The sequence below is a fragment of the Winogradskyella sp. HaHa_3_26 genome, assembly GCF_019278425.1.
In the GTDB taxonomy this organism is placed as follows: Bacteria; Bacteroidota; Bacteroidia; order Flavobacteriales; family Flavobacteriaceae; genus Winogradskyella; species Winogradskyella undariae.
The window spans coordinates 943,110-967,735 of the sequence record NZ_CP058981.1 but is presented as its reverse complement, the minus strand read 5'-3'; the positions used below and the strand labels follow the sequence as shown (position 1 = coordinate 967,735).

The window sequence follows — 24,626 nt, the reverse complement described above, 5'->3', positions numbered from 1 at the left end:
ATCTTTTTAAAAAATAAACTCCTAATTTTGCATAAGATTTAGAGTAAAAGATATGATTCAACGCATTCAAACCTTATATTTATTTTTAGCAGCCATCATTTCATCAGGCTTAATATTTGTTTTTTACCTGTGGACAAACAATGAAGGCGCTAAAGTTTATGCTTTAGATAATTATTGGTGTCTAGGTTTGTTTTTGGGTTCAGCTTTATTATCTTTGATTTCGATTTTTAGATTTAAAGACAGAAAGTCTCAATTTGTATTGGGACGACTTAATATAATATTAAACTTTATTTTACTAGGAATCTTAGTTTACGAATCTTCAAAGGTACCTGGAGAAATTAGTTTTTCTGAGAAGGGTATTGGGATTCTTCTTCCTGTTTTTTCTATTGTGTGTTTAGTCTTGGCTAACAAGGCTATTAAAAAGGATGAAGATCTTGTAAAATCAGTAGATCGTTTACGATAGACCTATAATCTTAGTAGTATTAGTGTGAAAAACCCAGACTCTGCCGTCTGGGTTTTTTTTGTTATCATTTTTTAATCTAAATGACTAGAAATAAAAAGAGTTAATGATTGATAATTTATTAAAAAAAAATAAGTTTAGAATCTTTTTTATCTAGAAAAACCTATATTGAATATAGTTTTTATATTTAAAAATATAATGATAGTATGAAAAAACAAGTTTTAATGCATGGGATAGCTGCTGTGTTATTAAGTTTATTACTTTATAAATTTGCTTCTTTTACAATAGGAAATTCTGTATTTATTGGTTTTGGTACAGCTTTTTTAGGTATATTATATGTAATGAATAAATCAAAAAAGTAATTGTATTATTTCAATTTATAATCAATATTTATTTTAATGATGGCTAAGACTCAAATTCAATAACTTCTAAATCTTTTATAATCTTACCATCAATTTTAAATCTTAGCATTGTTCTTACTTTATGAAAACCATGTTTGCCTGCAGCACCTGGATTCATATGTAGTAGGTTTAATTTTTTATCAGGCATTACTTTTAAGATATGAGAATGTCCTACAATAAAAATATCAGGCGGGTTTTTAGTTAATTCTTCTCTAACGGTTAAATTGTATTTGGGCGGATAACCTCCAATATGGGTAATCCATATATCCATGCCTTCACACATAAACCGATTGTGAAGCGGAAATTCAGTTCTAGCTTTAGCATCATCAATATTTCCATATACAGCTTTCAATGGTTTTAAAGCCTTAATTTGATCCGTAACCTTTAAGTCGCCAATATCACCAGCGTGCCACACTTCATCTGCTTGTTTTACATGCTTTAGAATAGCATCGTCTATATAACTGTGTGTATCTGATAAAAGAAGTATTTTTTTCATGTTTATTTTCGGAAAGTGTAGAAATCTAGTTTAATTAATTCAGTATCTTTTTATAACAAATTAGAAAAAGGATAACTTTATATTTTAGGTTTTCTTTAGCAACTAAAACAGTAACTTTGTACTTTAACAAAAGTAAGATTTCTATTGCGATTTTTCATTGAACTTTCATATAATGGTAGCGCTTATCATGGTTGGCAAAATCAACCGAATGCAATTTCTGTACAAGAAGTATTAGAAAAGGCGTTATCTACAATTTTGAAAACCAAAATAGCTATAATGGGTGCCGGTAGAACTGATGCAGGTGTGCACGCGTCGCAAATGTTTGCTCACTTTGATTTTGATGGAAATTTTGAATCTAAAGATTTAGTCTATAAACTAAATTCTTTCTTGCCTAAAGACATAGCAGTTAGTTCTATTTTTGAAGTAAAGCCAGAGATGCACGCTAGGTTTTATGCAACAAGCAGAACATATCATTATAAAGTTTCGACATCTAAAAATGTATTTGATTACAATTTTAGTTACCAAGTGCATTTGCCTTTAGATTTAGAACTGATGAATGAAGCTTGTAAAATCTTATTTGAGTATAAAGATTTTCAATGTTTTTCTAAAAGTAAAACAGATGTAAAAACGTATAATTGTGATATAAAAGAAGCTTTTTGGACCAAAAATAACGACCAATTAGTTTTTACTATCACAGCTGATCGTTTTTTACGAAATATGGTTAGAGCTATTGTTGGTACAATGGTTAATATAGGTTTAGGAAAATTGAAAATAGACGATTTACATACAATTATAAAATCGAAAAACAGGAGTGAGGCTGGGTTTTCAGTTCCTGCACATGGCTTATACTTAGTTAAAATAGTTTACCCAGAAACAATAAAAATTGATAGTTAATTAGAATATGTTTCCGTTTTATCGGAAAATAAGTACTGAAATTAGTTCAGCATAAAATGGCAGAAAAAGGAAAAAAAATATTTGATATATCATTATTCACAAGGTTATTAAAGTACATAAAACCATATCGTACAGTATTCATTATATCTTTATTTTGTGTTGTAGGTTTGGCTTTATTTGGAGCTTTTAGACCTTATGTTTTAAAAGAAGCTATTGATGTAAAAATTGCCAATAAAGAATACGATGGATTTGTTTTCTACATGGTAATTATGCTTGTTTTATTGGTTTTAGAAGTTTTATCTCAATTACTTTTTATCTATTATGCAAGTTGGTTAGGGCAATCTGTTGTTAAAGATATCCGTGTAAAGTTATTTAAGCACATGCTTAAATTTAAAATGACCTATTTCGATAAATCCTCTGTTGGTGTATTAATCACAAGAGCAGTAACAGATATGGAGCGTATTGCTGATATCTTTGGTGAAGGTCTTTTTATGATTTTTAGTGATATCTTAAAGATGATTGTGGTTGCTGGTTTTATGGCGTTTATAAACTTAAAGTTGAGTTTAATTGTTTTTATAACAATGCCAATTGTACTTTTTGCTACTAAGATTTTTCAGAAGTATATGAAAATTGCTTTTGAGGATGTACGAACCGAAGTTTCTAACCTAAATTCATTTGTACAAGAGCGTGTAACGGGTATGAAAATATTACAGTTATTCACACGCGAAGATACCGAGTATAAAAGATTTAAAGCTATAAATAATCGTCATAAAAATGGATGGTTAAAAACGGTTTGGTATAATTCTGTTTTCTTTCCTATTGCAGAATTTTTAGCCTCTTTAACAATGGCGATGGTAATATTAGTTGGTGGATTTGACGCTATCTCTGATAATCCGGAGACGACTTTAGGACACTTAATTTCGTTTACCATGTTTATTCCTATGTTGTTTAGACCTTTAAATCAAATTGCGAATAAATTTAATACTCTTCAAATGGGGATGGTTGCAGCAGATCGTGTATTTAAAGTTTTAGATACAACGTCTAATATTGATGACTCTGGCACTATTGAAGCTACAGGTTTTAAAGGGAATATTTCGTTTAAAGATGTTCGATTTTCATATATAAAAGATGAAGAAGTGCTTAAAGGGATTTCTTTTAATGTTAACGCAGGTGAAACAGTTGCTATTGTTGGAGCTACAGGTGCGGGGAAGTCTACTATTATTAATTTACTGAATCGTTTTTATGATATCAATTCAGGGACCATAAAAGTTGATGAGACAGATATTAAAGACATGACTTTAACATCGCTTAGAAGCCAGATTGCTGTTGTGTTACAAGATGTGTTTTTGTTTGCAGATACAATTCTAAATAACATCACTTTAAATAACGAAAACATTACAGAAGAAGATGTTGTAAATGCCGCAAAAGCAATTGGTATTCACGATTTTATTGCAAGTCTTCCCAATGGATATCATTACAATGTAAAGGAAAGAGGTGTGATGTTATCTTCTGGTCAGCGTCAATTAATTTCCTTTTTAAGAGCTTATGTAACTAACCCAAGTATATTAATTTTAGATGAAGCGACCTCTTCTGTAGATTCTTATTCAGAGCAATTAATACAAGATGCTACCGATAAAATAACCAAAGGACGAACTTCTATTGTCATTGCTCATAGATTGGCAACAATACAACAAGCGGATAAAATTATTGTTATGGATGCTGGTGAAATTGTAGAAATTGGTACACACCAATCACTTCTTGCAAAAGAAAAAGGTTATTACAAAAATCTGTATGAAGTTCAATTTTTAAATACTGAGGTAGCTTAACTTGCTGATTTTGCTGCATCTTCTCCTATTTTTTTACCGGCTTCAAAAGCTGGTCCAAATGTTTCTTGCAAATCTCCTGTAAAATACATTATAGCGAGTGTAATTATAGTTAAGAAAATCATAGTTATACCTAACACAACAAAAAATAATAATGTTCTAACTATGATATCTGAAGCGCTTAGTTTTAATAGTCGTTTAAGGACATAAGCTGTGTAGATAATCATTAAGGGTATCATTAGCATTCCAACAATGCTTGAGCTTATACCCAATAATCCTAAAGTAATGACCACTATTGCACTCGCAATTGATATTTGTGCCTGTATGTACATAAAAATGACAAGCAACTCTGTATAATTGTATTTTTTAATATTAAAAAATGTAACACGAGCCATTAAAGCATATAAAGGCACATAAAGCATCATAATTATCGATTGATACTCTTCAATAAATGCCATATTATTTTTCTGAAATTTTTCTTGTCCAGCAAGAGTTATTTGAGAAAAATCAAGGGTTTCTGGAAAGAATTTTTTAACTATTATAAGGTAAAATCCAGAGATGGTTATTGCTAATGCAAAATAGCTGATGACGTTTACATGTTTTTTTCGTGTGCCATTGATGTAACTATCAATAACATCTTCGGGATGTTTAAAAAGTTGAATAAAAGTTTGTAATAACTTGTTGTCATAATTGAAAAACGTTTCACTAATGTGCTCAAAAAGATTTCTGAAAGTCAAACGATTTCTAATCACTTTACCACCACAACTTTTGCAATAATCGTCTTGTTCTTGTAATACAGCTTGGCAATTTTTACAATTCATTTATATAATGTTACTACTGTTATTATTAGAGCAATTAATCCGATAATTAAAAACGATCCAATATATATAGCCATAACTAATGAAAATCGTCCTAATGTATTCCAGAAATTCGTTTTAAAAACACATTTTAGAACATAAAATAAATAAACAAAAGTAAGTACATATACAATTGAGGATATAACTAAGTAATCTAATCCAAAGACTAAAAAAATAGTATGGTTAGTAAAGCTGTAATAATTATGACTTGAGCAGAGTAGTATAGATTAATTACTAAATGTTCCGTGAAATTATAAGATCTCTCTCCGATAATATAATATGCAAACCAAGTTCCAAGTGCAGAAAAAGGTACCGTTAAAATGTAAAATAACCCCTGGTAATTATTTAAGGCATTAAAATCATAATCTTTAAATGGATTATCTGTTGTCGTTGAAGCATCATTAAAACCGTTTATAAATTGTGAACCCATATCAGTAGATTCTTTAAAAAAGGTACTCATTAAAAAGACTTGAATTCCTGTTAAAGTTAGTGATAAGGCAAAATACTGAAGAACATCTATATATTTTTTTCGTGTGCCATTAACATAACCTAAAATAACGACCTCTGGTTTTTTAAAAAGGTCTAAAAAGGTAATTAATAATTTATTATCAATAGAAAAGTAATGTTCATTGACTTGTTGAGCCAATACTTTTGGCTTTAATCGATTTTGAATGATTTTAGCCCCACATTCGTCGCAAAATTTTTGCGTAAGTCTAAGAGTATTATTACAATTTTTGCAATTCATTAATTACGCTAAATCATGTTTAATCTTTTCCCTTAGCTCATCCGTATTTTTAAACATTTCAAAACCTCCATTTTTTATATAAGAAATTTGTCCTGTTTCTTCACTTACACAAAGCGCTAAAGCATCTGTTTTCTCTGTGATACCAATGGCAGCTCTGTGTCTTAATCCAAAACGTTCTGGAATATTTTTCTCGTTATTTACAGGAAGAATTACACGTGTCGCTTTTACTACATTTTTATCGATAACAATAGCCCCATCATGCAGTGGACTATTTTTAAAAAAGATACTTTCAATAATAGGTTGAGATACTAAAATATTCATTTCATCTCCTGTATTTGTCAAGAAATCTAAATTGTTATTTCGTTCTAAAACAATTAAAGCACCTGTGTATGAAGCCCCCATTTTTGTACAGGCATTAATAATAGCATCAATATCAGTTGTTGTTTTGTCATCGTTTTTAAGGAATTTAAAGTGTTTAAATAGATTTCTTTTTCCTCCTAAGTTTGTTGATCCAACCATTAGTAAGAATTTTCTAATTTCAGGTTGAAACACTACAATCAAAGCAATAATACCTACTTTCATAAAACCATCAAATATGCTGTAAAGCATGTGCATATTAAGGTAGTCGGTTAATCGCCAAGCAAAGTAAATAATAAGGATACCAATAAAAATATTGATAGCAACGGTTCCTTTTACCAGTTTGTAAATGTAGTAAAGGAGTATAGCAACAAGGAAGACATCTATGAAGTCAATAAATCTAAAATCCCAAAGTTGTAAGTTTTCCAAAAGTTTAGTCTTTTTGCTAATTTAACAATTTCTGTTAAGTAGAAGCGTGAATTGTTTATCAATAATTAAAGTAATTATACTTTTTTAGTTTTAAATAGTTGAATTTTAGAAAATAAATTCTTTTTTAGAGATGCTTATTTTTTCAGCTTTTAGATTTAATAATGCTGATTTTATAGATATATAATCTTGAAAAGTTAAACCCTTGCTTAAATTAAGAATCAATGTAGCATCTGTAATTTCTTTAGATTCACATAGCATATAAATAGCATTTACTAATTGATTAAGATTCGTTTTCTTAATATCAGAAGTTGTTGAGTCAATTGAAAGATTGATATCGTTTAAAGAATTAACTTCTGCTATTATTTTGTTACCAAATTTATTTAAAGGCTGTTCTTCTTTAAAGGAGTTGTAAGACTTGTTAATAAAATAAACATCCGTAAATTCAATAAAACCTAGATTACTAATATCCGTCGTATTGCAAGTAAAATAATTTTTAGCAGCTTCATTCTTGTGCATTTTAGCATTTCGCTTTTTATTTTGCATCAATGTAATTTTCGGAATCGCTTGTTGTAAAGTCAGTCGTTTATCTACGTTTACCAACCAATTAGTCGTGCTAATTAAATTTTTACGATTTAGTAAGGTTGAATCTGGTTGAGTTTCATCATAAAAAAGATAGGCTGGTGAAACATCTAAAACTTCAGTAATTTCTGTGTTTTCAATTTCAGGAAGAAATAAAGTACGTTCATTGTTACAGCTAAAACAGCATAAAACAATAAGTAAATAAATATAGCGCATAGGTTAATTAGATTTCAATTGATTATAAAGTGTAACACATTCCATGGCTTCTTTAACATCATGAACGCGTAATATTTTAGATCCTTTTTGTAAAGCAATCATGTGTAATGCTGTTGTGCCATTTAAAGCATTTTTAGAAGTTGTATTTAATGCTTTGTATATCATTGATTTTCGAGAGATACCTGATAAAATTGGTGATTTAATAAGTTGAAGGACTTCTAGTTTATTAAGTAATTCAAAATTCTGTTCAATGGTTTTTGCAAACCCAAAACCAGGATCAATTATAATATCATTTATTTTTTCTTCATATGCAGCAGAAATACGTTCTGCAAAATAAGAAATAACTTCTTTTACTAAATCCTTATAATTTGTGTGCTGTTGCATGGTTTTGGGATTCCCTTTCATGTGCATCATAATATAAGGAACACCAAGTTTACCAACTGTAGATAGCATATTATTATCAAGCAGTCCTGCAGAAATATCATTAACAAGTGCGGCACCAGCGTCAATACTTTGGTGAGCAACACCACTTCTAAAAGTATCAATAGAAATCAATGTTTTTGGAAAATACTTTAAGATTAACTGAATTACAGGTATCACACGTTTCAATTCTTCGGCTTCAGTAATATCTTCAGCATTTGGTCTAGAACTGTAACCACCAAGGTCTATAAAAGTAGCACCATGTTTTAGCATGGTTTCAACTTGAATTAAAATTTCAGATTCATCGTTATATTTTCCACCATCAAAAAAAGAATCAGGAGTTATATTAAGGATTCCCATCACTTTTGGTGTAGATATATCTATTAATTTTCCTTTGCAGTTTATATTCATGTTTTATCTAAAAAAAGTGTTAAGAAAACTTTAAACCTCAAACCTTGAACTTCTAGTTTATTTGTCCGAAATTTACGGAAATTATTATGTAATAAATGCAAGATACTTCAAAACAATACGATGCCGTTATCGCTAAATGTAGAGCACTTTTTGTAAATAAAATGAGTGATTATGGTAGTGCGTGGCGCATTTTACGATTACCATCTTTAACCGATCAGATTTTTATAAAAGCACAACGCATTAGAGGTTTACAACAAAATGATGTTAGAAAAGTAGATGAGGGAGAGGTTAGTGAGTTTATTGGCATTATAAATTATTGTTTAATGGCCTTAATTCAGTTAGAAAAAGGCGTTGTAGAACAGCCCGATTTAAATACTAAAGAAGCCTCAGAACTTTACGATGAAAAGATTGCAATTACTAAGCAATTAATGTTAGATAAGAATCACGATTATGGTGAAGCTTGGAGAGATATGCGCGTGAGTTCTTTAACCGATTTAATTTTACAGAAATTATTACGCGTTAAGCAAATAGAAGATAATGCAGGTAAAACAATTGTTAGCGAAGGTATCGATGCTAATTATCAAGACATGATTAATTATTCAATTTTTGCCTTGATTCATTTAAACGAAGCCAATTAATTTATCATTTTAGCGGAAATAAGAATCCATAAAAAAAAATAATTCAATAAGAATATGAAATATATAGTTCACCTTAGTAGAATATTTACAGGAATATTATTTATCATCTCTGGATTTATAAAACTTAATGATCCGCTTGGGTTTTCTTATAAATTAGAAGAGTATTTTGGATCAGATGTATTAAATATGGAATTTTTAATTCCTTATGCACTTGGTATTTCTGTTTTAGTTGTTGTATTCGAAGTTGTTTTAGGAGTCTTTTTACTGATAGGTTATAAACCAAAACTTACAGTTTGGAGTTTGTTGTTAATGATTGTATTTTTTACATTTCTAACCTTCTATTCTGCATATTTCGATAAAGTAAAAGATTGCGGTTGCTTCGGTGATGCTTTAAAATTGACGCCATGGGAAAGCTTTTCTAAAGATCTTATTTTACTGGTCTTAATTTTAATTTTGTTTGCAGGTGTTAAATACATCAAACCTGTTTTTTCAAATTTGCCTACAACTGTAATTGCACTGTTAAGTTTTATTGTTTCACTTTGGTTTGGTTACCATGTATTAATGCATTTACCATCTATAGACTTTAGAGCTTATGCTATTGGTAAAAACTTACCCGATGAAATGTCAACTCCAGAAGGAGCACAAAAACCTATTTTAGAATATACATGGGTATTTAATGTGAATGGTGAGGAGCAAGAATTTGTAACAAATGGAAGTTACCCGAGTGTAGAAGGTGAGTTTTTAAGGGTAGATACAGAAACAATAGATGAAGGTTATGTTCCTGCAATTCAAGATTTTTCTATAGAATCTGAAGATGAAAATTTAACCGATTATTTCTTAGAAAAGGAAAAGCTAATTATGGTTACCATGTATAATGTTAACAAGAGTGAAGCTGAAGGAATGACGAAGTTGAAATCTTTTACAGATAAAGCAATTAAAAAAGGATATACTGTAATCGGTTTGTCATCTTCTGGAGCAGCTGATAAAGCACAAGTGAAATCAGATTATGGATTGAATTTTGAAATTTATCTATGTGACGAAAAAGTAGCTAAAACTATTGTACGTGCAAATCCAGGAATTATAATATTAAATAAAGGAACTGTAACAAATAAGGCACATTGGAATGATTTTGATGATGTGGAATTATAATATTTAGTTCTAATTTTTAAAATTGAAAAAATGGAAAATAAAAGGATATTATTAATAACAATACTGATTTACTTAATATTCATTTTCCTTTTTTGGATGCTAACTAGTGGTTATGCGAAAAAAAATATTGCATAAAAATGTGGAAACATTGGCCAACGCGATTATCATATTGGCAAGCTTTAGTATTATATAGTACAGGCTTTACAGCTATAGCAATGTTTATTTTAAAATGGCTGAATATTTTGAGTTTTTAGTTGGTGACAAATCAACTTTAAAATGAATATGTACTTTTAATAATTTGATTTTCAACTTTAAAATAAAACCTATTTTTTGATAAAATATTTAGTACATAAAATCGGTTACGCTTTCATCACTTTGGTGGGCGTTATTACTGTGATTTTCTTTTTATTTACAATTCTTCCAGGTGATCCTGCGAAGATGATGTTGGGGCAAAACCAAAATGAAGAGCAGGTACAAGCTGTAAAACAGAAATATGGATTTGATAAACCCTTAGGAACTCAGTTTTTATACTACCTTAATGATTTATCTCCGATATCTTTTCATTCTAATACATCAAAAGATTACACTTATTTAGCACCAAATAAATATAGTGCAGTAAAATTGTTTCAAATAGAAAATACTACAACTGTTTTAAAAGCCCCATATTTACGAGAATCTTTTACCAAACAAGGTAAAAAAGTGACTCAGATTATTGGAGAAACTATTCCTAATACTTTTGTTTTGGCAACGTCTGCCATTGTTATAGCGATTTGTTTAGGCATAATATTCGGAATTATTTCTGCGTTGTATAAAGACACCTGGATAGATAAAACCATACAAGTCCTTAGTACATTTGGTATGAGTGTACCATCCTTTTTTAGTGCCATTCTATTTGCTTGGTTATTTGGTTTTGTATTGCATAAATACACCCATTTAGAAATGACAGGCAGTTTGTACGAGCTTGATGATTTTGGAGAAAAAATGACCATTAAATGGAAAAATTTAATTCTTCCAGCCATCGTTTTAGGTATAAGACCTTTAGCCGTTGTTATTCAATTAATGCGTAATTCATTGTTAGAAGTTTTAAATCAAGATTATATAAGAACCGCTAGAGCAAAGGGTTTGAGTGAATTTCAGGTTATTAAAAATCATGCTGTAAAAAATGCATTAAACCCTGTAGTTACAGCAATATCGGGTTGGTTTGCATCGATGTTAGCCGGAGCCGTTTTTGTAGAATATATTTTTGGGTGGAATGGATTAGGAAAAGAAATTGTAAATGCACTTAATACGCTAGATTTACCTGTAATAATGGGAGCTGTTTTAGTTATTGCCATTATATTTATTACGATAAATATTTTTGTCGATATTATTTATGCTTGGTTAGATCCAAGAGTGAAATTATCTTGAGGATAACTGACAAATGTCAATTTATCTTCATTTTTAAAGTATTATTTTTGTTAGAGAATTTATAAAATCAATATACATATATTATGAGAAAGCATATCGTAGCAGGAAACTGGAAAATGAATAACGATTTACCACAGTCGGAAGTTTTAATAACGGACCTATTAAAGCAAACAAAAACGTCAGATGCTGAGGTTATGATTGCGCCAACTTTTACAAATTTAAAGCAAGCTTTTGATACTTTAAGTGAAGATTCAATTGAAGTTGTTGCTCAAAACATGCATTTTGCAGAAAATGGAGCTTATACAGGTGAAATTAGCGCAAGTATGCTAAAAAGTATTGGTATCAAAACTGTTATTTTAGGACATAGTGAGCGTCGTGCTTATTTTAATGAAACTGACGAATCTTTAGCTAAAAAAGTAGATGCTGCTTTAGCTAATGGTATGCGTTCAATTTTCTGTTTTGGTGAAGAATTACAAGATCGAAAATCTGAAAATCATGAAGCTGTTGTTGAAGGTCAGATTAAAAATGCATTATTTCATTTAGAAGCTGATGCTTTTAAAAGTATCGTTTTAGCTTACGAACCAGTTTGGGCTATCGGAACAGGTGAAACTGCAAGTCCTGAGCAAGCACAAGATATGCATGCTTTTATTAGAAAAACTTTAGCTGATAAATACGGAAACGATGTTGCCGATTCTGTTTCTATTTTATACGGTGGAAGTGTAAAACCAGCAAATGCAAAGGAGATATTTGGAAAACCAGATGTTGATGGTGGATTAATTGGAGGAGCAGCACTTAACGCAGAAGATTTCTATGCTATTGTAAATGCATTCTAAGAATATTATTTCTTACTAAGAATTAAAAAAGTCCTTAAATAATTGATCTTAATCAATTGTTTAGGGACTTTTTTTTGTGTAAAATATAGATGATTTCTAGAAGTCTATGTGCGTTAAAAGAATTAAATTCCTATTTCAACTTGAAATCTTAAATACCAGTTATTAGTTTGGCTATTATCTAAATAGTTTAATTCCGTACTGGTAACTTCAGCTTGTAGTTTTAAGGCATGCTCCCAAATATATTTAGTAACACCAAGGCTGTATTGATTAGTTTGTGGTGTTAATGCTTCAATATCTTTATGTGGTTCTTGGTGAGAAAAACGTCCGATAACCTCATAGTTATTTTTAAAAATATAACTCAATTGGGTGTCAAAACCATTTCCTGCAAAAACATATTCAGAATCTAATAAATCATCAGGATTATAAGTTATTGGGTCATCAGCTCTACGCTCCATATAAGCTGTTTGAAAAGCCCAACCATTATATTTTACAATAGCATCTAAAAATAAAGATTGTATATCGCGCTGTTCAAATAAATCATCACCAATAGTTCCACGAGTTCTTCGTGCGTTGTTATTATAATGATAAACACCAGAAAGCATTAATTTAGGCCTTTCTTCACGTTTTAAGTCTCCTTCAAATAATGTGCCGTTACTTTTAAAAGCTCCAAAAGGAAAGAGCTCTAAACGGCCTGTATAGGCTAAACCATTATCAGGTTCTTTGGTCCAGTTTCTGCCTTCACCTGTGCTAATTGCTGTTTTTACATTATAAGAAAACTTGTCTTGTAATTCATTTAAATAATACACTTGTAATCCAAAATCCCTGTCAATATTAAATCGAGAATTGTTAATTGAACGATCTGTAAGTTGTAAAGCTCCAGAAGAATTGATACGCTGTCTGTTTCCTGGAAGTTTAGTTTGACCAAAACCAATATTCCAATGATTATCTGGTCTATAAAATACAATTGCATCTCTAATAATATTTAGATTGTCACCATCTTCAATCGCACCAACATCATTTGGAGAGAACGATAATTGAATCACATAAATAATACTAGGATCACCAACATAACCATCAAAACGCAAACGTAAACGTCTAATCATTGCTTCGTAACCATCTTCTGCGTCTTCATTATATAAAGAGGTAAATCGGTTTTGCATTCTAAAACGAATATTTAGTTTAAAAATACTATCAGGGGAGGTAATTCCTAAACCTTTACCATAACTGTAATAAGGTAAAGCAGATAATTTAATATCATTATTGTCTTGAGCAATAGTGATTTGAGATAGCGCTAAGAATAGAAAGGCAACAATATATTTATTCATATTATTTTAATTTGATGTAAAAATACTAGTAACTAAATTAATGATTAGTAAATTTGCAAAAAAAAAGATTAATGTCTGAAATATACATAGGTTACACGTTTAAGGTAAGTCCGCTACAACCGGGAGTAGAAATTTTAATAGCTGAATTAGGTTATGCCGGATTTGAAAGTTTTGTAGAAAATGAAGAAGGTGTAATTGCTTATATTCAGAAGGAAGAGTGGAATGAAAATATTTTAGATGATGTTTACATTTTAACTTCAGATGAATTTGAGATTACTTTTGAATTTGAAGAAATAGCCCAAGTAAATTGGAATGAAGAATGGGAGAAAAACTTTACACCTATTATTGTAGATGATTTAGTTTCTGTACGTGCACCGTTTCATGAAAAACCAGATACTAAATTCGATTTAATTATTGAGCCAAAAATGAGTTTTGGTACAGGTCATCACGAAACTACACACATGATGATTCAGCATATTCTTAAAAACGATTTTAAAGGTAAAACGGTTTTAGATATGGGTTGCGGAACAGGTGTTTTAGCCATATTAGCCGAAAATGTTGGTGCAAATAAACTCGATGCTATTGATATAGATAATTGGTGTTACCTAAATAGTTTAGAAAATGTAGAACGTAATAATTGTGAAAATATTTCGGTTTATGAAGGTGACGCAACATTGTTAGAAGGTAAAAAGTACGATAGTATTATTGCTAACATTAATAGAAATATATTATTAGCAGATATCTCTCAATATGCAAAGTGTCTAAACCCAAATGGAACCTTATTTTTAAGTGGTTTTTACAAAGAAGACATTCCGATGATTGAAGAAGAATGTAATAAATACATGTTAAAGTTAGACGAAACTATACAAAAAGGGCAATGGGTTTCGTTAAAATTTATAAATTAGTAGAAAGTTAATAATTAAGTTTATTGTGTTGACAGTTTGGTTGTTACCATAATTTACTCTAAAATCCATTAACAGAATGACAAAAGAAAAATATGCAGAAGATCTGCTTTTAGAAGAAGTAGAATTAAAACAAAATGAAATTGTATTATTTAATGATGAGGTTAATACCTTCGATCATGTTATTGATACTTTAATTTATGCTTGTGATCATATGCCAGAACAAGCAGAACAATGTGCTTTATTAGTGCATTATAAAGGAAAGTGTACTGTTAAGACAGGCACTTATGAAGATTTAGAACCACGATGTTCTAAGCTTTTACAAGCTGGATTAAGTGCAGAAATAGTTTAATAAAAAAAATCCCACCATGAGTGGGATTTTTTATTATAGTTACTTATTCTTTTTATTTTGTCATTCTACCAACAGCACAACTCACAAAAGATTTTGCCTTTTTAGGTAAAGAATTAGCATCACCAACAATAGGATAACCTAAGTCCGATAATTTCTTAGAAACAGCTTCAATAGTAGCTTCAGTTTCAGTATTAAAACTTACTTCGTTTGTATCGTTATTAACTGTAACGTCAGTAATACCATCTAATTTAGATAATTGTATTACAATAGTGTTAGCACAACCACCACATTTTAAATTTTGAATATTAAGTGTGTTTTTCATTTATGTGGTTTTTATAGACCTATGAGGTCTGATTATTAATAATTTTTATAATGTAGAAGGACAAACAAAATTTGTTGTCTTTAAATTGGTGTTTTTAATAGCAGCAAAGCCACCAGCAACATCAATTAATTTATTAAATCCTCTAGCTTTTAAAATCGATTCTGCAATTACAGAACGGTAACCACCTGCACAATGCACATAGTAAGTTTCGTCTTTATTAATTTTATCCATATTCTCATTAATTAAATCTAATGAAAAATGTGTCGCTTCCTCTAAATGTGTTGACTGATACTCACCATCTTTACGAACATCTAAAATATGAATAGTATCTGCTTTTGCTCTCTTTGCAAATTCTTCAGCAGATATAGAATCTAGAGTAGAAATATCTTTTCCTGATTTTTTCCAAGCTTCTATTCCGCCTTTAAGGTATCCTAAAGTGTTATCATAACCTACACGAGATAATCGAGTAACTGCTTCTGTAGATTTTCCTTCAGGAACAACTAAAATAATAGGTTGTTTTAAATCCTTAATTAAAGCACCAACCCAAGGGGCAAATTGTCCATTAAGTCCAATAAATATTGAATTAGGGATATGACCCGCTATAAAATCAGATTGAGACCTTACGTCTAATACTAATGCTGATTCTTGGTTTGCTACAGCTTCAAAATCTTCAGGGCTAAGTGCTACATCACCAGTTTTTAAAACCGTATCAAAAGCATCGTAACCCATTTTATTCATCATAGCATTTTTTGCGAAATATTGTGGAGGAGGAGCAATACCATCAAGAACTTCCTTAACAAATTCAGCTTTAGTCATATCTGCACGTAAGGCATAATTTGTTTTTTTCTGTTCACCTAAAACCCCAACGGTTTCTTTGCTTAAATTTTTTCCACAAGCAGAACCAGCGCCATGAGCAGGATATACAATAACATCATCAGCTAAAGGCATAATTTTAGTTCTTAAAGAATCGAAAAGCATTCCGGCTAAATCTTCTTTTGTTAAGTCAGATTTGATTGCTAAATCTGGACGACCAACATCACCTAAAAATAGCGTGTCACCAGAAAAGATAGCATGATCTTTTCCAATTTTGTCAATTAATAAATAAGTAGCAGATTCTAAAGTATGACCAGGTGTATGTAAAACCTTTATCGTAATATTTCCTAATTTTAATTCTTGACCATCTTTGGCAGAAAGAATATCGTACTCCGTTGTAGCTCCAGGTCCAAAAACGATTGTAGCACCTGTTTGGTTTGCTAAATCTACATGACCAGAAACAAAATCAGCATGAAAATGTGTCTCTAAAATATATTTAATTTTGGCATTATTAGCCTTAGCTTTATCAATGTATTGCTGAGTTTCTCTCAATGGATCAATTATAGCAACCTCTCCTTCAGATTCAATATAATAAGCACCTTGTGCTAAACAGCCTGTATATAATTGTTCTATTTTCATGTGTAAAATGTATTATGTTATGCAAATTTAATAAACTTCAATTTTTGAAGTGTGATAATTGTCACAAAGTGTTAAAAGAGTTCCTTGTAAACGATATAAGTGGCCATAAAAACGGTGAAATATCCAAACCCTTTTTTTAAGCCTTTTGCACTAATTTTTTTTGAAAGTGTTAAGCCTATAAAAATACCAATAATAGAAATAAAAGTAAACGTCAGTAGAAACTTCCAATCTATAATTAAGGTGTTTAGATCCCCTAAGAAACCAATAAGTGACTGTATAGAAATAATAAATAGCGACGTACTAATTGCTTTTTTTATAGGAAGTTTTACGAGTAAAACTAAAGCAGGTACAATTAAAAATCCGCCACCAGCACCAACTAAACCAACTAAAGTTCCAATACCAATGGCTTGCGTTCCGATAGCAAAATAGTGTGTATTGTCAAACTCCTTAATTACGCTTTCTGTACTTATATCTTTAGATTTAATCATAGACCAACCCGCTAAAAGCATAATTAGTGCAAATAATAACATTATAAAAAGCGAATTGGTAAATTTGAAAGTTCCAATTGAAAATAGCACTTCAGGTAAGTTGGGTATGACCAAACTTCTTACCATAAATACGGTTATTATTGATGGTACAGCAAAAACAAGTGCTGTTTTAAAATCTATACTGTTCTTTTTTAAGTTTCTTAAAGTACCTATCAATGAAGTGCTTCCTACAACAAAAAGAGAATAACCTGTTGCAACAATAGGACTAAAGCCTAAAAAATAGACTAAAATAGGAACCGTTAAAATTGACCCACCTCCGCCAATTAAGCCTAAGACGAGTCCTACAATTAAAGCACCTGAATATCCTAAAATTTCAACTAGTTCCATTTAGTGTGGTAGTTTTTTCATGATTAATCCGTAGAAATAGGTTCCTATTAATGCACCAATAATTACAATTAAAATAGAAAATGCACCAGTACCTATTAAAATATACATTGGTCCAGGACATGCTCCACTTAATGCCCAGCCTAAACCAAAAATTGTTCCTCCTAAAATATAACGTGTAAAACCACGAGCTTTAAGTGGAACGTTTACATTTGTTCCTTCAATATTTTTGATTTTTTTAGCTTTCGAAATTAATAAGATAACAATACCTGTTGCAACAGCAGTACCAATAATACCAAACATGTGAAAGGATTGAAATTTAAACATTTCGTAAATTCGATACCATGAAACGGCTTCGGATTTAACTAAAACGATTCCGAAAAAAATACCGATCAAAAAGAATTTTATATACTTACCCATAATTAAAATAGTATTGGAAAAATGATATGAATCATAATTAAACCGCCTAAAAAGAAACCTATAACAGCTATAAGAGACGGAAGTTGTAGGCTACTTAAACCTGTTATTGCATGCCCGGAAGTACATCCGCCAGCGTAACGTGTTCCGAAACCAACAAGGATTCCTCCAATAAGTAGAATAGATAAACCTTTGAAAGAAAGAACAGCATCCCAACTAAATAATTCTGGTGGTAAAAGATTTTCTCCTGCATTTTCAAAACCAAGAGCTTTTAAATCTGTAATTGTATTTTGACTTAAATCTATTGGATTAGGGTTAGATAAAACATATTGTGCAATAAAGCCACCAACAATAGCTCCGAGTACCACGACTAAATTCCAACGTTGACTTTTCCAATCGAATTTAAAAAAATCAACACGTTTTCCAGCTCCTCCAATAGCACACATCGTTCTAAGGTTAGATGACATTCCGAAAGTTCTTCCGAAATATAGGAGTAAAAACATGATAATAGCAATACATGGACCAGAGATATACCATGGCCAAGGTTGTGAAATATATTCCATAAATTAATAATTATACAAAAATAAAGTTCTATAGTTTAGGCTATGTGATAAATGTTACTAAAAGTCTAAAACATTTATTTTATTACGGCCAAGTTCAATTTTATGTTCTCTTTCGAGTTGTTTTAGTAGACGGGAAACGACCACTCTAGAAGTATTAAGGTCTTCTGCGATTTCTTGATGGGTAATTGCCAAGCTCGTTGATGCTGTTAATTTTACTTGATCTGTAAGATATTTAAACAAACGCTTATCCATTTTCATAAACGCCAATGTGTCTATGGTTTCTAACATCTCATCAAAACGAACTTGATAGCTTTGCAAGATGAAGGTCCTCCAGCTTTCATTAGAATTAAACCAAAGTTTCATATTAGCTATAGGAATCATTATGACAGTTACATCTTCATCTGCAATAGCACGAATTTTGCTTACAGATTTTACCATGCAACACGTTAAAGACATGGCACAAGTGTCACCAGACTCTAAAACATATAATAAAAGCTCGTCACCATTTTTATCTTCTCTCAAAACTTTTATGTTCCCTTTTATAAGTAAAGGGATGAAATTTAATTCTTGACCAATATCAATAATGATATCTGATTTTTGAAAAGTTTTAAGTAAAGCAACGTCAGCAATACTGTCGATTATTTCGGAATCGAATAGGTAATTAAAAGGCTCGAGTAGTTCTTTAGAAATCATATTTCAAAAATAAGAATAAAAATTTGGTTGTATTTAAATAAAAGTGTTATATTTGCACCCACAAAAAAAGGCCTCGTGGCGCAACTGAATAGCGCACTTGATTACGGCTCAAGAGGTTACTGGTTTGAATCCAGTCGAGGTCACTAAAAGGAATCACATTCCTTATCAAAAGCTTGTAAAATCTATGATTTTACAAGCTTTAGTCGTTTTTAGGAGGCAATAGTATTTGATATCATTTCATATCTGTTGACGACTTCGCGGTCAACAAAAAATATCCGTGGTCAACATGTTGACCGATTGCCCTTAAAACGCTGAAACATAGTTTATTTGACTTTCGTCCTAAAGTTTAATCTTAAAAGACGTATAACTATGAAATCTTCAAACACATTTTCAATCCTATTCTGGATAAACGCTTCACGTGCAAAAAATAATGAAGCAGAAATCTATGCTAGAGTAACTGTTAACCGCAAGCGCGTCAACATAAGCCTTAAGCGTAAGGTCAACGTTGACCACTGGAACGTAACTAAAAAACGTGTTAATGGTACAAATGCAACCGCTAGACAAATTAATAGTTATCTAGATGAAACCTACACCCAACTCTTTCAAATCTACCAAGACTTAAAATTTAAAGGAGAACTCATTACGGCGCAATTAATAAAAGCAAAGTATACTGGACAAGATGACCAGGAAGGAAAAACGCTAAATAACATTATAGAGTATCACAATCAAAAAATTGCGAACACGCTTGCTGCTGGTTCAATCCGAAATTTTGGAATAACAGAAAACTATGTCAAGAAATTTCTGTTGAAGAAAAAAAATACCTCAGACATCTATCTCAAACAGCTTAATTTTGAGTTTTTATCTGATTTTCAAATCTACCTTTCCAACCTTTGGCCTGTTGGTCATCCAAAAGCATTGAGTCATAATACGGTAATGAAACATATACAGCGTCTACGAAAAATCGTGACACTAGCCTTTCATATGGAATGGATTAATAAAGATCCGTTTGTAAGATGGAAAATGACTTACGAAAAAACAAACAGAGAATTCCTTTCAGAGCAAGAACTAAAAAATCTAGAAGACAAAGTGTTCATATCAGAATGACTCGATCGTGTGCGCGACTTATTCGTCTTTAGTTGTTATACAGGAATCAGTTATGTAGACCTAATGAGTCTCACATCGAGTCATTTAGTATTAGGTATGGATGGGGGAAACTGGATCATGACCAAAAGACAAAAAACCAATACAATTGTAAAAGTACCATTGTTAGGAAAAGCATTAGAAATCATAACCAAGTACAAAGACCATCCAGTAACAAGAGTAACAGAATCACTTCTTCCTATAATGACAAACGAGAAGCTAAATGTATACTTAAAAGAAGTCGCTAACTTTGTGGGCATCGAAAAAAATCTCACGTTTCATATGGCCCGACATACCTTTGCAACAACAATAACCCTGTCAAACGGAGTACCTATAGAAACCGTTTCTAAACTGTTAGGCCATACTAAAATTTCAACCACTCAAATTTACGCACGTGTTTTAGAACACAAAGTGAGTGGGGATATGAAGGCCTTAAAAGAAATCTTAGATCTTAAAAATAAAAAAACAAAAATGAAAAAAGCAGATTGAATGAGGTAGCTAAATTTCTGTCATTTAGACGTTTAATTTGGTTTTTGTTTTGAGTTTTATAAAATCTTATATAATTTATGGGGTTTATTTAAAACCCCATCTATGCTACACATCACCCCAATCGTTGAGCAGTATAAAAACCAGCTCGAGCAAAACAAAAATCAAAACCTACAAGACATCAATGTTTTAACCCAAAAATTAGAACTTTAAATAAATACCTTAAATCAATTAAGGGTACTATTAAGAACAAAAGAATGTCTGTTTACTCAAGAAGCAGAAATTTACTTCTTTAAAAGAATAAAACCATTTGTCAATGGTCGTATTAAATACTTCTTAAAAATAAGAAAGTTTATTTTTGAGAGGCCTAGTGCAAGCATCAAAAAACAAGTTAAATATGTTTGTTTATTAATAGATGAATTAGAAAAACAGAAGATCCGGAATCTGGAATTCTATCATTATATCAGACATAATAGCGCGTCTCTAGATCATATTTATTTCGTTAGAGGCAATTGTAAATTAAATTTCCCTGTAGATACATCGCATTATTTTTCGGATCCAGAATTCTCAACCAGTCATGATAATCTGGCGGCTCAAGTCGTTTGTTATGATTTATTATCCGTGTATTATCAAAAAGAACTTCATGCACTAACAAATCAAAATACAAAAGTGAAAAGAGTAGAGGACAATCCATTGCTGTCTTGCGATCTCTCATGGACAGCTTCAAAAACAGATTTAGTAGAATTAATTTATGCATTACATAGTGCCGGATCCATCAAAAACGGGCAAGTGGAAATCAGTAAAATGGCAGAAATATGCTCTGAGTTATTCGACCTCAACCTAAATAACGTCTACAAAACCTATGCAGAAATCAAAAATAGAGGCAAAGACACCACAAAATTTTTAGATCAATTAAAAAGGAGTCTTGAGAAACGTATAGATAATGATAATGCGAAATGAAAGAAGATGAAAACCTAAAATAATTCATTTTAAAAATGTTAAAATAAGTCGGTACTACCGAAGCCATACCGAAGAAAACCACGCAAATAATAGCAGCTTTGTAGAACGAAAGTCAAATTGATAGATTCATGAACACCTGTTTATTAAAATAGAAAAGTTCGTGAACTAAATTAACCTAAGTACTATCATAGAGAGTGAAACCTCAATATGGTAGTACTTTTAGTTACCCCGCACGTAATGCGGAACCTCCCAAAGGGGGATCTTTAACCATTTTAATAACCATTAAAAAAAATTCTACAATGGCAACAACAATTTTAACCACAGAAGACCTTTACGATTTCAAAATGCAACTATTTGGCGAACTCAAAAAACTACTTGCAGAAACCCCAAAAACCACAACCAAAAAATACATCAAATCAGCTGAGGTTATGGAAATGTTACAAGTAAGTCCTGGAACACTTCAAAATCTACGAATTAATGGGACGCTGCCCTACAGTAAAATTGGCGGAATCATTCTCTACGAGTATGAAGAAATTCTAAAAGTACTCAAAGATAATCGTGTCGCTTCATAAGAGATGCTGTGGCAGAAGTTAATTACATCAAGCACCTCAACGCAGTATTTAGTCAGTTTTCAAAAGACACCAGACTTAATCCAACACACATTAGTTTGTACCTCGCATTTTTTCAGGTGTGGAACTACAATCGGTTTAGAAACAGTTTTCACGTCAATCGAGACGATATAATGAAACTGTCCAAAATTGGTTCTAAATCCACCTACCACAGATGCACCAAAGAGTTACATCATTACAAATACCTTGTTTATGAACCATCGCATAATCCATTCAAAGGATCGGTAATTAAGATGCTCATCTTCAGCTCTCGCGAAAGCGAAAATCTCAAGAAACAAGGTCAAAATCAGTTGGAATCAACAATCCCAAATGCAAGACAAGTAGTGGAACAAGCACTAGACTTAGCTGTCCCAAATCAAAGACAAGCACTGGTACCTTCTAATAAACATATACAAACAATAGAAAACAGTTATAAACTACCGCAGCCTAAAAATGAAAATGAAGTTTTAGAATTTTTTAAAAAAGAAAAATGGCCAGAAATAGAAGCCCAAAAATTCTATAACCATTATTGCGCTATAGGCTGGAAAATTGGAGGAAAGATTAAAATGGAAGATTGGCACGCTTCTGCTAAAAATTGGATGCTTAAATCAGAGGAGTTGTCAGTTCGAGCAGGTCATATCGAGCGCAGTCGAGATACGAGAACAAATGATAAACGACAGTCCCAAATCAAAGACAACCTACACACTATAAGAAACAAAGACTATAATCAACCGCTCTAGTTCCTGCGAAGGCGGGAATCTCTTAAATGAACTCCAAAATGACAAAAACAGCTAGCACATATAATGTAAAGAATCCAAGTATCATTTACGAAGGCACCACGCAATTTCAGTTAGGCAGTTTTGATGGTAAATACATTTCTTACGATTTTCCTAAGATACGTACCTACCTAGATGCAAAAGGAAAAATGCGCTTTGGTAAAAACTTCAAAATCTACAAAGACGACCATCAACTCTTACTAAAATTAGCAAGTTATTTTATCCAAGATCACGACTACTGCAAGAAACTAAATATCGATACAGAAAAAGGAATCCTACTATCGGGTCCCGTAGGCTGTGGCAAAACAACATTAATGCAATTACTACCATACCTGGTACCTCATAGAAAAAGCTATAATGTCATACCAGCACGGAATATTGTTTTTGGTTTTAATAGAATCGGCTTTAAAATGATTGAAGACTATAGCGACAACAAAGTATACTGTTTTGACGATTTAGGAGTAGAGCATATAGGAAGACATTACGGAAAAGATTGTAATGTAATGGGCGAAATTCTAATATCACGTTACGATCTATTCAAAGAAAAAAGGATTAAAACACACCTTACTACAAACCTCAACGCTGAAGAAATAGAAGATAAATACGGCGAACGTGTCAGATCCAGAATGCGAGCCATGTTTAATTTAATTAGTTTTCCTGCTAGTAGTAAAGACAAACGCTTATAAATAATACGCAATAATAACTAAGCTTAATTTTCTCACCTTTACGGTTTACCTTAACTATAATACAGTTGGATAGATTACTTTTCAATTTTGAAAGTTATTTTGAATAATAATCATTAGTTAGTCATGCTTTTTTTTATTTTTGATATGAAGACAAACTTTAATTTTTATTAAACTGAATATGCTTAAAGAGATTTTAAAATCTAAAGGTGTTAAACAAAAATGGCTTGCTAACAAAATTGGTGTTAGTGAGGTTTCTGTGAGTAATTGGGTGAAAGAAAAAAGTGAGCCTACTTTAAAAAACTACCAGAAAATAAGTGAGGTTTTAAATATCCCATTAACAGAATTAACGAATTAATGGTTGCAGAAAAGAAATATAGTTTTTCGTTTACTGCAGCTTCCTTGCGTACAAGAGAATTAGTGCTTGTAGCAAAGCATGTTTTGGTGCAACCTATTGATGATATCGAAGGTATTTTGGGTCATGGAAAAAGAACTACAGGTAAACGCTATTTAGTAGAAATGGTGAAATGGTTGAATGTCCTTACAGAGGAGCAAAAGGCGTTGTTACTGGAAGGGAATTTTAATGTGCAGAAAGAAATAACATTCATTGCAGTTTGTAAAAACTTTGCTTTTGTACGCGATTTTATTATTGAAGTCATTCGTGAAAAGTATATCGTTTTTGATTATGAAATAACAAATGGAGATTATCTCTCATTTTTTAGACGGAAAGCAGAAAGTCACCCAGAAATGGATAAACTAACAGAGGTAACTCAAAATAAAGTAAGACAAGTAACCTTTAAAATATTAGAACAAGCAGGATTGATAAACAATATAAAATCAAAAATGATACAACCTCAAATTATAGAGCCACAAACCAAAAAGGTGATTCTTAATGATAATTCAGAATTGTTCAAAATCTTCTTGTACAGTGATTTTGATATTCAAACATTGACAGCATAA

The 24,626-nt window shown here is 31.2% G+C and carries 31 protein-coding genes and 1 tRNA gene; 19 read left to right on the top strand and 13 right to left on the bottom strand.

From position 1 onward, the window contains the following. Positions 1 to 52 precede the first annotated feature (52 nt). Positions 53 to 463, top strand: a complete 411-nt coding sequence (locus tag H0I32_RS04240; RefSeq protein WP_173588999.1) for a DUF4293 domain-containing protein — start codon at positions 53 to 55, stop codon at positions 461 to 463. A gap of 203 nt (positions 464 to 666) precedes the next feature. Next, a complete protein-coding gene (locus tag H0I32_RS04235; RefSeq protein WP_173588998.1) occupies positions 667 to 822 on the top strand; it encodes a hypothetical protein in 156 nt (51 codons plus the stop codon). A 43-nt stretch (positions 823 to 865) separates the two neighbouring features. Here the strand turns inward: H0I32_RS04235 and H0I32_RS04230 are convergent, their stop codons facing one another. Further along, on the bottom strand, positions 866 to 1,357 hold the full coding sequence (locus H0I32_RS04230; RefSeq protein WP_179314695.1) for a metallophosphoesterase family protein: 492 nt from the start codon (positions 1,355 to 1,357) through the stop codon (positions 866 to 868). 144 nt (positions 1,358 to 1,501) lie between these two features. Here H0I32_RS04230 and truA point away from each other — a divergent pair, with 144 nt between their 5' ends. Beyond that, positions 1,502 to 2,251 (top strand): tRNA pseudouridine(38-40) synthase TruA, encoded by a 750-nt coding sequence (gene truA / locus H0I32_RS04225; protein ID WP_179314694.1) that lies wholly within the window; start codon positions 1,502 to 1,504, stop codon positions 2,249 to 2,251. Positions 2,252 to 2,307: 56 nt separating this feature from the next. Next, entirely contained in the window at positions 2,308 to 4,077 is a 1,770-nt protein-coding gene (locus H0I32_RS04220) for an ABC transporter ATP-binding protein (RefSeq protein ID WP_179314693.1), read from the top strand. On the opposite strand, the gene H0I32_RS04215 is transcribed toward H0I32_RS04220, so the two are convergent. The 5 genes from H0I32_RS04215 to folP all read right to left on the bottom strand — a co-directional run bounded on the left by H0I32_RS04215 (position 4,074) and on the right by folP (position 8,088). Beyond that, positions 4,074 to 4,895: a DUF3667 domain-containing protein gene (locus H0I32_RS04215; RefSeq protein WP_179314692.1), complete on the bottom strand. Its 822-nt coding sequence runs from the start codon at positions 4,893 to 4,895 to the stop codon at positions 4,074 to 4,076. The two genes, H0I32_RS04220 and H0I32_RS04215, sit on opposite strands and share 4 nt — an antisense overlap. 202 nt (positions 4,896 to 5,097) lie before the next feature. After that, complete coding sequence (locus tag H0I32_RS04210; RefSeq protein ID WP_179314691.1) at positions 5,098 to 5,676, bottom strand: DUF3667 domain-containing protein; 579 nt, start codon at positions 5,674 to 5,676, stop codon at positions 5,098 to 5,100. A 3-nt stretch (positions 5,677 to 5,679) separates the two neighbouring features. Beyond that, complete coding sequence (cdaA, locus tag H0I32_RS04205) at positions 5,680 to 6,462, bottom strand: diadenylate cyclase CdaA (protein WP_173588992.1); 783 nt, start codon at positions 6,460 to 6,462, stop codon at positions 5,680 to 5,682. A gap of 105 nt (positions 6,463 to 6,567) precedes the next feature. Next, entirely contained in the window at positions 6,568 to 7,257 is a 690-nt protein-coding gene (locus H0I32_RS04200; protein WP_179314690.1) for a hypothetical protein, read from the bottom strand. A gap of 3 nt (positions 7,258 to 7,260) precedes the next feature. Further along, positions 7,261 to 8,088 (bottom strand): dihydropteroate synthase, encoded by an 828-nt coding sequence (folP, locus tag H0I32_RS04195; protein ID WP_179314689.1) that lies wholly within the window; start codon positions 8,086 to 8,088, stop codon positions 7,261 to 7,263. A 95-nt stretch (positions 8,089 to 8,183) separates the two neighbouring features. Between folP and H0I32_RS04190 the strand changes: the two genes are divergently transcribed. The 4 genes from H0I32_RS04190 to tpiA all read left to right on the top strand — a co-directional run bounded on the left by H0I32_RS04190 (position 8,184) and on the right by tpiA (position 12,115). Further along, entirely contained in the window at positions 8,184 to 8,726 is a 543-nt protein-coding gene (locus H0I32_RS04190; RefSeq protein WP_173588989.1) for a DUF1599 domain-containing protein, read from the top strand. Positions 8,727 to 8,780: 54 nt separating this feature from the next. After that, positions 8,781 to 9,875 carry a BT_3928 family protein gene (locus H0I32_RS04185; RefSeq protein WP_179314688.1) on the top strand — a complete coding sequence of 365 codons (1,095 nt, stop codon included), beginning with the start codon at positions 8,781 to 8,783 and terminating at the stop codon, positions 9,873 to 9,875. 330 nt (positions 9,876 to 10,205) lie between these two features. Continuing rightward, positions 10,206 to 11,282 carry an ABC transporter permease gene (locus H0I32_RS04180; protein ID WP_179314687.1) on the top strand — a complete coding sequence of 359 codons (1,077 nt, stop codon included), beginning with the start codon at positions 10,206 to 10,208 and terminating at the stop codon, positions 11,280 to 11,282. 83 nt (positions 11,283 to 11,365) lie between these two features. Beyond that, positions 11,366 to 12,115: a triose-phosphate isomerase gene (gene tpiA / locus H0I32_RS04175; protein ID WP_173588986.1), complete on the top strand. Its 750-nt coding sequence runs from the start codon at positions 11,366 to 11,368 to the stop codon at positions 12,113 to 12,115. Between the two features lie 122 nt (positions 12,116 to 12,237). Here the strand turns inward: tpiA and H0I32_RS04170 are convergent, their stop codons facing one another. Further along, positions 12,238 to 13,440: a porin gene (locus tag H0I32_RS04170; protein ID WP_179314686.1), complete on the bottom strand. Its 1,203-nt coding sequence runs from the start codon at positions 13,438 to 13,440 to the stop codon at positions 12,238 to 12,240. Between the two features lie 71 nt (positions 13,441 to 13,511). On the opposite strand from H0I32_RS04170, the gene prmA reads away from it, so the two are divergent. Together prmA and H0I32_RS04160 are read left to right on the top strand one after the other, a co-directional pair. Beyond that, positions 13,512 to 14,345 carry a 50S ribosomal protein L11 methyltransferase gene (gene prmA, locus H0I32_RS04165; protein WP_179314685.1) on the top strand — a complete coding sequence of 278 codons (834 nt, stop codon included), beginning with the start codon at positions 13,512 to 13,514 and terminating at the stop codon, positions 14,343 to 14,345. A gap of 76 nt (positions 14,346 to 14,421) precedes the next feature. After that, positions 14,422 to 14,694 carry an ATP-dependent Clp protease adaptor ClpS gene (locus H0I32_RS04160; protein WP_173588983.1) on the top strand — a complete coding sequence of 91 codons (273 nt, stop codon included), beginning with the start codon at positions 14,422 to 14,424 and terminating at the stop codon, positions 14,692 to 14,694. 52 nt (positions 14,695 to 14,746) lie between these two features. Here H0I32_RS04160 and H0I32_RS04155 read toward each other — a convergent pair whose 3' ends face one another. The 6 genes from H0I32_RS04155 to H0I32_RS04130 all read right to left on the bottom strand — a co-directional run bounded on the left by H0I32_RS04155 (position 14,747) and on the right by H0I32_RS04130 (position 19,013). After that, complete coding sequence (locus tag H0I32_RS04155) at positions 14,747 to 15,016, bottom strand: heavy-metal-associated domain-containing protein (RefSeq protein WP_179314684.1); 270 nt, start codon at positions 15,014 to 15,016, stop codon at positions 14,747 to 14,749. 45 nt (positions 15,017 to 15,061) lie between these two features. After that, entirely contained in the window at positions 15,062 to 16,468 is a 1,407-nt protein-coding gene (locus H0I32_RS04150; protein ID WP_179314683.1) for an MBL fold metallo-hydrolase, read from the bottom strand. A gap of 71 nt (positions 16,469 to 16,539) precedes the next feature. Next, positions 16,540 to 17,343, bottom strand: coding sequence for a sulfite exporter TauE/SafE family protein (locus tag H0I32_RS04145; RefSeq protein ID WP_179314682.1), 804 nt, complete (start codon positions 17,341 to 17,343; stop codon positions 16,540 to 16,542). Then, entirely contained in the window at positions 17,344 to 17,760 is a 417-nt protein-coding gene (locus tag H0I32_RS04140) for a DUF6691 family protein (RefSeq protein WP_179314681.1), read from the bottom strand. 2 nt (positions 17,761 to 17,762) lie between these two features. Beyond that, complete coding sequence (locus H0I32_RS04135; protein WP_179314680.1) at positions 17,763 to 18,320, bottom strand: YeeE/YedE family protein; 558 nt, start codon at positions 18,318 to 18,320, stop codon at positions 17,763 to 17,765. 57 nt (positions 18,321 to 18,377) lie between these two features. After that, positions 18,378 to 19,013, bottom strand: a complete 636-nt coding sequence (locus H0I32_RS04130) for a Crp/Fnr family transcriptional regulator (protein WP_179314679.1) — start codon at positions 19,011 to 19,013, stop codon at positions 18,378 to 18,380. Positions 19,014 to 19,082: 69 nt separating this feature from the next. Here H0I32_RS04130 and H0I32_RS04125 point away from each other — a divergent pair. The 9 genes from H0I32_RS04125 to H0I32_RS04090 all read left to right on the top strand — a co-directional run bounded on the left by H0I32_RS04125 (position 19,083) and on the right by H0I32_RS04090 (position 24,626). Continuing rightward, positions 19,083 to 19,156, top strand: a tRNA-Arg gene (locus tag H0I32_RS04125). A gap of 184 nt (positions 19,157 to 19,340) precedes the next feature. Continuing rightward, the gene (locus H0I32_RS18120) at positions 19,341 to 20,117 is read left to right on the top strand and encodes a phage integrase SAM-like domain and Arm DNA-binding domain-containing protein (RefSeq protein ID WP_317618117.1); all 777 of its coding nucleotides are present in this window, start codon (positions 19,341 to 19,343) and stop codon (positions 20,115 to 20,117) included. A 9-nt stretch (positions 20,118 to 20,126) separates the two neighbouring features. Then, positions 20,127 to 20,642 carry a site-specific integrase gene (locus tag H0I32_RS18115; protein WP_317167004.1) on the top strand — a complete coding sequence of 172 codons (516 nt, stop codon included), beginning with the start codon at positions 20,127 to 20,129 and terminating at the stop codon, positions 20,640 to 20,642. Between the two features lie 210 nt (positions 20,643 to 20,852). Beyond that, positions 20,853 to 21,599, top strand: coding sequence for an RteC domain-containing protein (locus H0I32_RS04115; RefSeq protein ID WP_179314702.1), 747 nt, complete (start codon positions 20,853 to 20,855; stop codon positions 21,597 to 21,599). Between the two features lie 299 nt (positions 21,600 to 21,898). Beyond that, positions 21,899 to 22,171 (top strand): helix-turn-helix domain-containing protein, encoded by a 273-nt coding sequence (locus H0I32_RS04110; RefSeq protein WP_173588976.1) that lies wholly within the window; start codon positions 21,899 to 21,901, stop codon positions 22,169 to 22,171. 8 nt (positions 22,172 to 22,179) lie between these two features. Continuing rightward, positions 22,180 to 22,947, top strand: a complete 768-nt coding sequence (locus H0I32_RS04105; protein ID WP_179314678.1) for a hypothetical protein — start codon at positions 22,180 to 22,182, stop codon at positions 22,945 to 22,947. A gap of 38 nt (positions 22,948 to 22,985) precedes the next feature. Beyond that, the gene (locus tag H0I32_RS04100) at positions 22,986 to 23,669 is read left to right on the top strand and encodes an ATPase (protein WP_179314677.1); all 684 of its coding nucleotides are present in this window, start codon (positions 22,986 to 22,988) and stop codon (positions 23,667 to 23,669) included. Between the two features lie 178 nt (positions 23,670 to 23,847). Then, positions 23,848 to 24,024 (top strand): helix-turn-helix transcriptional regulator, encoded by a 177-nt coding sequence (locus H0I32_RS04095; RefSeq protein ID WP_179314676.1) that lies wholly within the window; start codon positions 23,848 to 23,850, stop codon positions 24,022 to 24,024. Beyond that, complete coding sequence (locus H0I32_RS04090) at positions 24,024 to 24,626, top strand: DUF1819 family protein (protein WP_179314675.1); 603 nt, start codon at positions 24,024 to 24,026, stop codon at positions 24,624 to 24,626. Before H0I32_RS04095 ends, H0I32_RS04090 begins: the two co-directional genes overlap by 1 nt.

Bases quoted from the DNA above. Each gene is read 5' to 3' on its own strand.
- tpiA (WP_173588986.1), top strand. From the start codon at position 11,366: ATGAGAAAGCATATCGTAGCAGGAAACTGGAAAATGAATAACGATTTA.
- H0I32_RS04130 (WP_179314679.1), bottom strand. From the start codon at position 19,013: ATGATTTCTAAAGAACTACTCGAGCCTTTTAATTACCTATTCGATTCC.
- H0I32_RS04185 (WP_179314688.1), top strand. From the start codon at position 8,781: ATGAAATATATAGTTCACCTTAGTAGAATATTTACAGGAATATTATTT.
- H0I32_RS04140 (WP_179314681.1), bottom strand. From the start codon at position 17,760: ATGGGTAAGTATATAAAATTCTTTTTGATCGGTATTTTTTTCGGAATC.
- H0I32_RS04200 (WP_179314690.1), bottom strand. From the start codon at position 7,257: ATGCGCTATATTTATTTACTTATTGTTTTATGCTGTTTTAGCTGTAAC.
- H0I32_RS04095 (WP_179314676.1), top strand. From the start codon at position 23,848: ATGCTTAAAGAGATTTTAAAATCTAAAGGTGTTAAACAAAAATGGCTT.
- H0I32_RS04135 (WP_179314680.1), bottom strand. From the start codon at position 18,320: ATGGAATATATTTCACAACCTTGGCCATGGTATATCTCTGGTCCATGT.
- H0I32_RS04235 (WP_173588998.1), top strand. From the start codon at position 667: ATGAAAAAACAAGTTTTAATGCATGGGATAGCTGCTGTGTTATTAAGT.
- H0I32_RS04145 (WP_179314682.1), bottom strand. From the start codon at position 17,343: ATGGAACTAGTTGAAATTTTAGGATATTCAGGTGCTTTAATTGTAGGA.
- folP (WP_179314689.1), bottom strand. From the start codon at position 8,088: ATGAATATAAACTGCAAAGGAAAATTAATAGATATATCTACACCAAAA.
- H0I32_RS04220 (WP_179314693.1), top strand. From the start codon at position 2,308: ATGGCAGAAAAAGGAAAAAAAATATTTGATATATCATTATTCACAAGG.
- H0I32_RS04170 (WP_179314686.1), bottom strand. From the start codon at position 13,440: ATGAATAAATATATTGTTGCCTTTCTATTCTTAGCGCTATCTCAAATC.
- H0I32_RS04230 (WP_179314695.1), bottom strand. From the start codon at position 1,357: ATGAAAAAAATACTTCTTTTATCAGATACACACAGTTATATAGACGAT.
- H0I32_RS04100 (WP_179314677.1), top strand. From the start codon at position 22,986: ATGACAAAAACAGCTAGCACATATAATGTAAAGAATCCAAGTATCATT.
- H0I32_RS04150 (WP_179314683.1), bottom strand. From the start codon at position 16,468: ATGAAAATAGAACAATTATATACAGGCTGTTTAGCACAAGGTGCTTAT.
- H0I32_RS04155 (WP_179314684.1), bottom strand. From the start codon at position 15,016: ATGAAAAACACACTTAATATTCAAAATTTAAAATGTGGTGGTTGTGCT.
- H0I32_RS04215 (WP_179314692.1), bottom strand. From the start codon at position 4,895: ATGAATTGTAAAAATTGCCAAGCTGTATTACAAGAACAAGACGATTAT.
- prmA (WP_179314685.1), top strand. From the start codon at position 13,512: ATGTCTGAAATATACATAGGTTACACGTTTAAGGTAAGTCCGCTACAA.
- H0I32_RS04110 (WP_173588976.1), top strand. From the start codon at position 21,899: ATGGCAACAACAATTTTAACCACAGAAGACCTTTACGATTTCAAAATG.
- H0I32_RS04240 (WP_173588999.1), top strand. From the start codon at position 53: ATGATTCAACGCATTCAAACCTTATATTTATTTTTAGCAGCCATCATT.
- H0I32_RS04160 (WP_173588983.1), top strand. From the start codon at position 14,422: ATGACAAAAGAAAAATATGCAGAAGATCTGCTTTTAGAAGAAGTAGAA.
- H0I32_RS04210 (WP_179314691.1), bottom strand. From the start codon at position 5,676: ATGAATTGCAAAAATTGTAATAATACTCTTAGACTTACGCAAAAATTT.
- H0I32_RS04090 (WP_179314675.1), top strand. From the start codon at position 24,024: ATGGTTGCAGAAAAGAAATATAGTTTTTCGTTTACTGCAGCTTCCTTG.
- H0I32_RS04190 (WP_173588989.1), top strand. From the start codon at position 8,184: ATGCAAGATACTTCAAAACAATACGATGCCGTTATCGCTAAATGTAGA.